Origin of the sequence: Serratia sp. UGAL515B_01, assembly GCF_033095805.1 — a bacterium.
GTDB lineage: Bacteria > Pseudomonadota > Gammaproteobacteria > Enterobacterales > Enterobacteriaceae > Chania.
Map to the genome: position 1 here is coordinate 889,841 of NZ_CP109901.1, position 9,189 is coordinate 899,029.

The following is a 9,189-nucleotide window of genomic DNA, read 5'->3' on the forward strand; positions in this document are numbered from 1 at the left end:
ATGGAATAGTAAATGATGACCTCTGTGTGCGGACTCAGGAAAGTTACTTCATGGTTGCTTATTTTTGCACAGCTTATAACGCCGGTATTGAGCATGGTGCCAGCAGCTGTTAGAGCAGATGTTCCCCCCGAAATGCAGAGTACGATTAGTGGGTTGGATACACTGATTTTTGGGGATAACCCTCTAAGTCCATCATTACCGGCAGCACCAACATCAGATGCTAAAAAAAATGAACAGATGCCCTCGTTTCCGCCTGCCGAAAAGAGTGGTGGGTATACAACTTCCCCCTTGCCAACTTCAGAAAAAACAGATAAATCGGGAAACAGCGTTCCTTCATTTGCTGATTCCGATAGGCTTCCTGACCTGCCTTATCCGATGTCTGATAGTGGTTCACCAACAGTTGAGCCGAAACAGAATACTCAATTGGGTAAGTTTGCTATCAGCAATAACAATAATGATGAACCAACAAATAGCCTTGCTTCTGGTGCCATGCAGGTTGGATCTTTGCTATCCAGTGAAAATAAGGCAGAGGCTACAATTAATTACGCAAGAAGTATTGGGGAGGGGCTAATTAATCAGCAGGTGAATGATTGGTTGAACCAGTTTGGTAACGCAAAAGTCTCTTTCGGTACGGATAAAAAAATTTCTGGTGACATACTTATTCCTCTTCATGACTCTGTTCAAAATATTCTTTTCTCCCAGATTGGTACTCGCCACAGTCAAGATCGTAATACGGCTAATTTGGGGCTGGGCTACCGTCAGTATCTCAATGATTGGTTGTTAGGAGTAAACACCTTCTATGACTATGACTATACAGGAAAGAACCGTCGGTTAGGTGTTGGGGGAGAAGCTTGGCGTAACTATCTGAAATTGGCAGTTAATGGCTATATCAGGTTAACGAATTGGCATCAGTCTGTGCTCCAGGCTATGGAGGATTATGATGAACGTCCTGCAAACGGTTTTGATATCAGAGCTGAAGGGTATGTACCTACCTGGCCGAACTTAGGTGGCAGCCTAAAGTATGAGCAATATTTGGGGAAAGGAATTTCAGTCTCTGATAATGCCAGCCCTAACTCGTTGAAAGAAAATCCCATGGTATTGACGGCGGGGCTTAACTATACACCTTTTCCGTTAATGACTCTTTCAGCTTCCCGCTCTGTCGGTAACTCAAATAACACTCACCTAGGGCTGGATATCAATTATCGCCTTGGGGTGCCGTGGTATCGCCAGATAAGCCCAGATTCTGTTGATCTCATGCGTAGTTTGGCAGGGAATAAATATGATCTTGTTGATCGTAACTACAACATTGTCATGCAGTACCGTAAGCAAGATTTATTGCATATCCAGCTACCAGCAAGGCAGAACGTACAGGCGTTGGAAACCACCATTATTTCGCTGAACGTTTCTCGGGCTAAGCATGGCCTGAAAAGCGTAGATTGGTCTGTTTCACCAGAGTTTACGAGAGATGGCGGGCAATATCGTATCTTATCACCGACGCAATTGCAGATAACACTTCCCGCCTATGTGTTCACGAGGAGAGCAGTTTCCAACTATTCGCTCGCGCAACACGATGAAATACCACAGGAGTATCAGATCAGCGCAGTAGCGACGGATAACAACGGTAACCAATCTAACAAGGCTGTCATGATGCTAGGCCTTGTGCCATCTGACAATGTAGTGGGTAGCTTGACCCTTGCACCCAATGACCACCAGCAACCCGCAAATAATACGGCAGCCTATGCAGTTACTGCCATTGTGAAAGATGTAGATAATAAGCCTCTTGCTGGCCAGACAATCACGTTTAGTGTTGATGGGCTGACTGACATAAAAGGTGAACCTGGGACACAGCTAAATTCTGTGGATAACAGTGTCCCATCCGATCCCCGCCAGTTGATGGTTACGACGAAAACTGACGGCAAGGCTGTGGTACAGCTACGTAGCCGTATAGCGGGTAAAGGCAATATTACCGCAACGATGGCTAACGGGAATTTCAGGAAGGTGCCGCTATCCTTTGCAGGTGATAGCGCGACAGCCACTGTTCGGGAGATCTGGCTGGATGACAAAGTGACCAATAAAGTTGCTAATGGGAAAAATGCCTTCACTTTTAGTGCAGTTGTGCGGGATGCGAATGACAACCCGGTCGCTAATGAAACGGTAACTTGGAGTAAAAACCGTGGTGATGTGACATTGTCGCCTGTAATCGGCGTCACTGATGGCGAGGGCAGAGTAAAGGTACAGTTGCTCAGTAGTACAAAAGCGGTGGATGGCATTTTGCTGAGTGCAAGGACTGGAAACCAGGCTTCGCAGGTGATGGCAGACAAGCAGGTCAGTTTCACTGCGGCAACTATAGGTTCAGTAGTCCTGAGTGATAGTGAAAACAGCAAAGTTGCGGACGGTAAGAGTAGCTTTACTTATCTTGTTAAGGTGATTGATGGCGGCGGTAACCCCGTGTCTGATATGCCTATTACAGCCGTTGCAGATAAGAAAGAGGTCAACGTCACAGTGAAGTCGGTGACGGATAACAATGGCCAGGCTACTGTGACGATGCAAAGTACCACTGCAGCAAGTGATATCACATTGAGTGCAATGACGGGTAATGAAGGTGCCCCTGTTGCGGCAGACAGGAAGGTCAACTTCATTGCTGGGGCGGTGAGTCCTGGTAAATCGACGTTTAGTGCTTTGCCGGAAGGCATCGTAGCTGACGATAAGAGTATGTCCATACTGACCCTGACACTGAAGGACGAAAATGGTAATGCAGTCAGAGGGCAGGCCGATGCCTTAAGTGCAGCGGTAACTGGGGTGACTGGCACCAAGGTGACGGGTTTTACTGAAGTCTCTGCAGGTAATTATACGGCAATGCTGACAGGCTCTGTGGCAGGCAAGGTGGCTGTGGCAGCAGTGCACGGTGCAGAGAAGGCCAGTAATAATGTCCCTAATGTGACACTCACTGCGGATAGTAAAACAGCGACAATCAGAAATGAGTATTTTACGGCAGATAGTGGTGCAAAGGCTGACGGTAAAGGTAGTAATCTCGTGAAAGTCGTTGTGACTGATGCACTGGGAAACCTAGTGGCGGGTCAAACAGTGACCTTTGCAGTGACAAAAGGTGACGCACAACTGACACAAACAAAAGTAATTACCGGGCCTGACGGAGTTGCACAAACCTCGCTTTTCAGTACGGTTGCGGGAGACAACTTGCTGACAGCTTCGCTCAATGGTGTGACGACAAAAGAGATATCCTCTATTTTTATCGCCGATAGCAGCACGGCGACGTTGACTGAATTAAAGGTGATGCAAGACAACGCGTTGGCCAACGGCACGGCGATGGATCGTGTACGGCTCATGGTTAAGGATGCCAATGGTAACGTGTTGAGTGGGCAGACTGTAACGCTGATGGCAGATCAGGGTGCAACGGTTGCCAAGAGTGCCACTACAGATCAGAACGGAATGGCTATGGTGATGCTTACCAGTACCAAAGCTGGTGCCAGCATGGTGACTGCAATACTGGGTGGCAGCCAGAAGTCGGCGGAAGTGCACTTCCGAGCTGACGCTAGGACAGCCAAGGTGGCCACGTTGGCTATCATCCAGGACAACGCATTGGCTAACGGCAAAGCAACTGACCGTATCCAACTTACAGTTACCGACGCGCAAGGGAACGCACTGAACGGGCAAACGGTGATCCTGGCGACCGATCAGGTAGCGGTGATAGATAAGAGTGTCACCACTGGCGAAGACGGCAAAGCCACAACGACGTTGAACAGTACGGTAGCAGGTGTGATCAAGGTAACTGCAACGTTGGGCAGCAGCCAGCAAACGGTGGAAGCGCACTTTAAGGCCGATGTCAGCACAGCGAAGGTCGCAGCTTTGGCGATCACGCAGGACAACGCATTGGCCAACGGCAAAGCCACCAATCATCTCCAACTGACGGTTACGGACGCACAGGGAAATGTGTTGAGTGGGCAGACAGTGACACTGGCAGCAGATCACGGGGCAGCGATTGTCCAAAACGTGACTACTGACGAGGATGGCAAGGCTACAGCGACGCTGAGCAGCACGATGGCAGGCACTGTCAAGGTGACGGCGGTGTTGGGTGCCAGCCAGCAAACGGTGGAAGCGCACTTTAAGGCCGATGCCAGCACGGCGAAGGTGGCTGCTTTGACGATCACGCAGGACAACGCACTGGCCAACGGTAAGGCTACTAATCGTCTCCAACTCACGGTTACAGACGTGCAGGGTAACGCGCTGAATGGTCAACAGGTAGAGCTGGTGGCAGATGGTGGGGCAACTGTCGTCAAAAGTGTGACTACTGGCGAGAATGGAACGGCCACAGCGACGCTAAGCAGCACAATGGCTGGCGTGATCAAGGTGACGGCGACGTTGGGTGCCAGCCAGCAGACGGTGGAAGCGCACTTTAAGGCCGATGTCAGTACGGCGAAGGTCGCAGCTTTGGCGGTCATACAGGACAACGCATTGGCCGACGGCAAGACCACCAATCGTATCGAAATCACGGTCACGGACGCACTGGGAAATATGTTGAGTGGGCAGGCAGTGACACTGGCGGCAGATCGTGATGCAACGCTCGTTAAGAGCGTCACTACGGATGAGGACGGCAAGGCTTCTGCGACGCTGAGCAGTACGGCAGCAGGTGTGATCAAGGTGACGGCGACGTTGGGTGCTAGCCAGCAGATGGTGGAAGCACACTTTAAGGCTGATGTCAGTACGGCGAAGGTGGCTGCTTTGATGGTCACGCAGGACAACGGATTGGCTAACGGCAAAGCCACCAATCGTCTTCAACTCATGGTCACGGACGCGCAAGGGAACGCACTGCATGGGCAAACTGTCGCCTTGGCGGCCGATCAGGGGGCGATGATAGATAAAAGCGTCAGCACTGGTGAAGACGGTAAAGCTACAACGACGTTGAGCAGCACGATGGCAGGCACTGTCAAGGTAACGGCGACGTTGGGTACCAGTCAGCAAATAGTAGAGGCGCATTTTAGAGCGGACAGCAGTACGGCGAAGGTCACAGCGATAGTCGTCACCCAGGACAACGCGTTGGCTAACGGCAAAGCCACCAATCGTCTCCAACTGACAGTCACAGATGCACAAGGTAACGCGCTGAACGGACAAACAGTGACCCTGTCGGCAGATCAAGGGGCGACAATCGCCAAAAACGTGATTACTGGCGAAAACGGAACGGCCACAACGACGTTGAGCAGCACGGTGGCAGGTACTGTCAAGGTGACGGCGACGCTGGGCGATAGCCAGCAGACGGTGGAAGCGCATTTCAGGGCAGACAGTAGCACGGCGAAGGTTGCCACTTTGGCGGTCACGCAGGACAACGCATTGGCCAACGGCAAAGCCACCAATAGCGTCCAACTGATGGTCACGGACGCACGGGGTAACGCGCTGAACGGCCAGACGGTGACGCTGACTACAGAGCAAGGGGCAACGATTGCCAAAAGCGTGATCACTGCGGAGGACGGCAAGGCTACAGCAACGCTGAGCAGCACGGTAGCTGGTGTGATCAAGGTGACGGCCACCTTAGGTGAGAGTCAGCAGACGACGGATACGCACTTCATAGCGGATAGCAGTACGGCCAAGGTCGCTGCTCTGCTGGTCACGCAGGACAACGTATTGGCCAACGGTAAAGCCACCAATACTATCCAACTGATGGTTACGGACGCACAGGGTAACGCGCTGAACGGCCAAACGGTGATGTTGGCTACAGAGCAAGGTGCGACGATTGCCAAGAGCGTGATCACCGGGGAGGACGGCAAGGCTACAGCAACGCTGAGCAGCACGTTAGCAGGTATTATCAAAGTGACGGCCACCTTGGGCGACGGCAAGCAGACGGTGGAGACCCACTTTAAGGCAGATGCCAGTACCGCCGTAGTGAGCACTGTGACTCTAAACGGCACTGATGTTACTCAACCAGCGAATGGAACGATCAGTTTCATGTATACCGTGAAGGTCGTTGACGCTAACGGCAATCCAGTACCTGATGTCGATGTTAGGGTATCTACCGATAAATCGGTAAGTATTACCACCAGTAATCATAAAACAGATGCACAGGGGCAGCTACAAACAGGTATAGGTAACATCAAAGCGTGGAATGATGTCACTTTGAGTGCGATGACGGACAATCAACTCACACCAGTGGCAGCAGATAAAAAAGTGAGCTTTGTCGCTGATGCTGTGTCCCCAAAGGATTCAACATTCACAATTTCACAAGTTCGAATCATGGCGAATGGGCAAGATCAGGCCGTGCTCAGCTTGGCGCTTAAAGATAAAAATGCTAACGCAGTGAGCGGCATAGGCAATGCTTTGAAAGCAGTAGTAAGCGGTGTATCTGATACAAGCGTGACGGACTTTACTGAAGGTGAACCAGGGAGCTACACGGCAAGGTTAAGCGGTACAACGACAGGTACTGCGATGGTGACCATAATGCAAGGGAGCGATCAGATTGATCTGAGAGAGCAGAATTTGACCTTGTTTAATTATAACTTTGCAATTGCGCCATCAGTTGTGAGGGTTGTCATTGGGGGTAAACATCAGTTTTCCGTTGTGGCTACAGCTTCTGATACCAAGGCGGTTGAAACTGTAGCATCAGGTACAACCTGGACAAGCAGTGCAACGGCGATAGCGACAGTTGACACTGCGGCTATTGCAACAGGTAAAGAGGAAGGTAATGTCTCTATTGAGGCTAAAGGTACATACAAGGGGTTTGATTATAAGGAAACCGCTGAGCTTCAGGTAAAATCCCCAAGAACATCAGATGAGTATGGTAACAAGAGGTCGGGAGATATCGCTGATAAATTTATCGTAGAGCCGCCAAGTTATTCACTGTATGCATCTGGAGGTGCTTATGTGGATGCCATTGGAACTACTGAGCGTCAGATTGGTGGTTCCGGGGGGGGCGCAATTACTATACCTAACCTCAATAGCGTTGATAAGGTGTCAGTGAAAATCAGCCATACCAACGAATCCTGGAATAAAGAACAGGGTGTTGATGTGGTTTCAAAACTGGTTTTCCATTTTCGTGATGGTCGAACTATGACGGTTGGTGGAGGGGCAGATAGGGGAGACCCTTCACCGAAAGAGTATGATGTTTCTGTACCAGAAGGGTATATCTTGCAAGGCTATGATGTCGCAGGGTCGAGAGCTGGCTATCTCCACACGATTAAATTCATATTTATGCCAGTACTTGATGATAAAGCCAGATAACCCGGTTTTTGAAAATACATGAACCCAAGTTTCTTCAAGATGTTGGTAGGTGAACGAGATGAATCAGACGGGTTGATGCAATCAACCCATTCGAAGGATTGAGGTAACCAAAACACCAGCATTTTGAAGAGCAACGGGGGGTTAAGGCATTGTAGGCGCAGTTAATGGTTAGTGAATGAAGCCCTATAAAATATAAGGTTTCAGCGTGTGTACCTTAAACTACCGCTGCTAGCCCTCATCTACGGCTCCAAATTGGCTGCAAGTTATCACAAATTTGTTAACTAGCCGTGAGGATTTGGTCAGGTTTTTCTCTGTAAGTTATCGTTATCGGTTTTTTATCTGAGGTGACGATAATGATCAACAGACGGTATTTCATCCTTGGCTGTGGGGCGGTTACGGCCATTTATGCCGTGGGTTTACTTTCAGCACTCTTCTCCCGTTCTGTAAGAGCAGAGCAATTTGCTATCAACTATACCGCCGAGCAATGGCGCCAACGCCTTTCTGCCAGGCAATACGCTATTTTGCGTGAAGAAGGGACAGAAGCCCCCTATAGCAGTCCTCTTAACGATGAGCACCGTCAGGGGGTATTTTCCTGCGCGGGTTGCGACCAGCCACTTTTCTATTCCAACACCAAATTTGACAGCCACACTGGGTGGCCAAGTTTCTGGCAACCTATAGAAAAGGCTGTAGCGACAAGAACGGACAGCTCATTTGGCATGGTTCGTGAAGAAGTGCATTGCTCTCGTTGCGGTGGTCATTTAGGACATGTTTTTGATGATGGTCCTGCGCCGACCGGTCTACGTTACTGCATGAATGGCCTAGCGATGGTCTTTACGCCACAGTCTGCTTGAACAATTAAGTGAGGTATATGGTGAAAAAGGTGAATAATCTGGCAGTTCGGTTACGTTCATACGGTTTGTTGGGAGCCATTATGGTTGCTGCAGTAACGTGTTTTAACACTTTTGCCTGGCCGCTAAATAATGCGGAAACAGCGGTAGTGATCCCTGCACCAGTAGAAGACGAATCACCTACAACGTCTCCTACTGAAACAGCAATATTTGCCGGTGGCTGTTTTTGGGGCGTCCAAGGTGTTTTCCAGCATGTTAAGGGTGTGACCAATGCAGTGTCGGGTTATACCGGCGGAATGCAGCAAACGGCGAGCTACCAAGAGGTGAGTGATGGGAGTACGGGCCATGCGGAGTCTGTACAGGTGACCTTTGATCCACAGCAGATATCCTATGGTCAATTGTTGCAGATCTTTTTTTCTGTTGCCCATAACCCGACCGAACTTAATCGTCAAGGGCCAGACAGTGGTACACAGTACCGTTCAGCTATTTTCCCACTCAACGAGTCACAGCAACGGGTTGCTAAGGCATATATAGCGCAGTTGGACGCCAGTAAAAGCTTTTCTAAGCCCCTGGTGACCAGCGTTGAGGTAAACAGGCATTTCTATCCTGCGGAAGACTATCATCAGAACTATTTGACCAACAATCCCAACCAGCCCTATATCGTGATCAATGACTTGCCAAAGATCAAACAGTTACAGCAATTATTCCCAACACAATATCGTATAGAACCGGTATTGGTTAATTGAACAATGTCTCGATGTATGACAGTTTCGGGAGAAAAATTTCCTAATTAGAGACTCGTTTGTGGAACATTAGCCACCTGATATGTTGAACATTATCGCTTACTGACCAGTGACCGGTCAGAAAATTACTGCCTTGATGCGTTAAAATGTACCTTGAGCCTTTTTATACTTTTTAAGGAATGCTCCCTGTTTGGGGCAAGATTCTTAGACTCTCTTTTGTTCTGTATCCACCTCTCTTTGATTGTCAGGAGGGAATGGGTAGTATACTCGTCATACTTCAAGTTGCATGTGCGTTGGCTTTCCTCACTCACCCCAGTCACTTACTTGAGTAAGCGCCTGGGGATTCGTTGCGTTGCCGCCTTCCTGCAACTCGA

Annotated in this window: 3 protein-coding genes; all 3 read left to right on the top strand. The window is 49.5% G+C overall.

Annotation, left to right across the window (positions count from 1 at the left end; translation table 11 throughout):
• Nucleotides 1-12 precede the first annotated feature (12 nt).
• The 3 genes from OK023_RS04260 to msrA all read left to right on the top strand — a co-directional run bounded on the left by OK023_RS04260 (nt 13) and on the right by msrA (nt 8,818).
• Entirely contained in the window at nt 13-7,224 is a 7,212-nt protein-coding gene (locus tag OK023_RS04260) for an Ig-like domain-containing protein (protein WP_317695136.1), read from the top strand.
• A gap of 353 nt (nt 7,225-7,577) precedes the next feature.
• Nucleotides 7,578-8,075 carry a peptide-methionine (R)-S-oxide reductase MsrB gene (gene msrB / locus OK023_RS04265; RefSeq protein ID WP_317695138.1) on the top strand — a complete coding sequence of 166 codons (498 nt, stop codon included), beginning with the start codon at nt 7,578-7,580 and terminating at the stop codon, nt 8,073-8,075.
• A 20-nt stretch (nt 8,076-8,095) separates the two neighbouring features.
• On the top strand, nt 8,096-8,818 hold the full coding sequence (msrA, locus tag OK023_RS04270; RefSeq protein WP_411569407.1) for a peptide-methionine (S)-S-oxide reductase MsrA: 723 nt from the start codon (nt 8,096-8,098) through the stop codon (nt 8,816-8,818).
• Nucleotides 8,819-9,189: the final 371 nt, after the last annotated feature.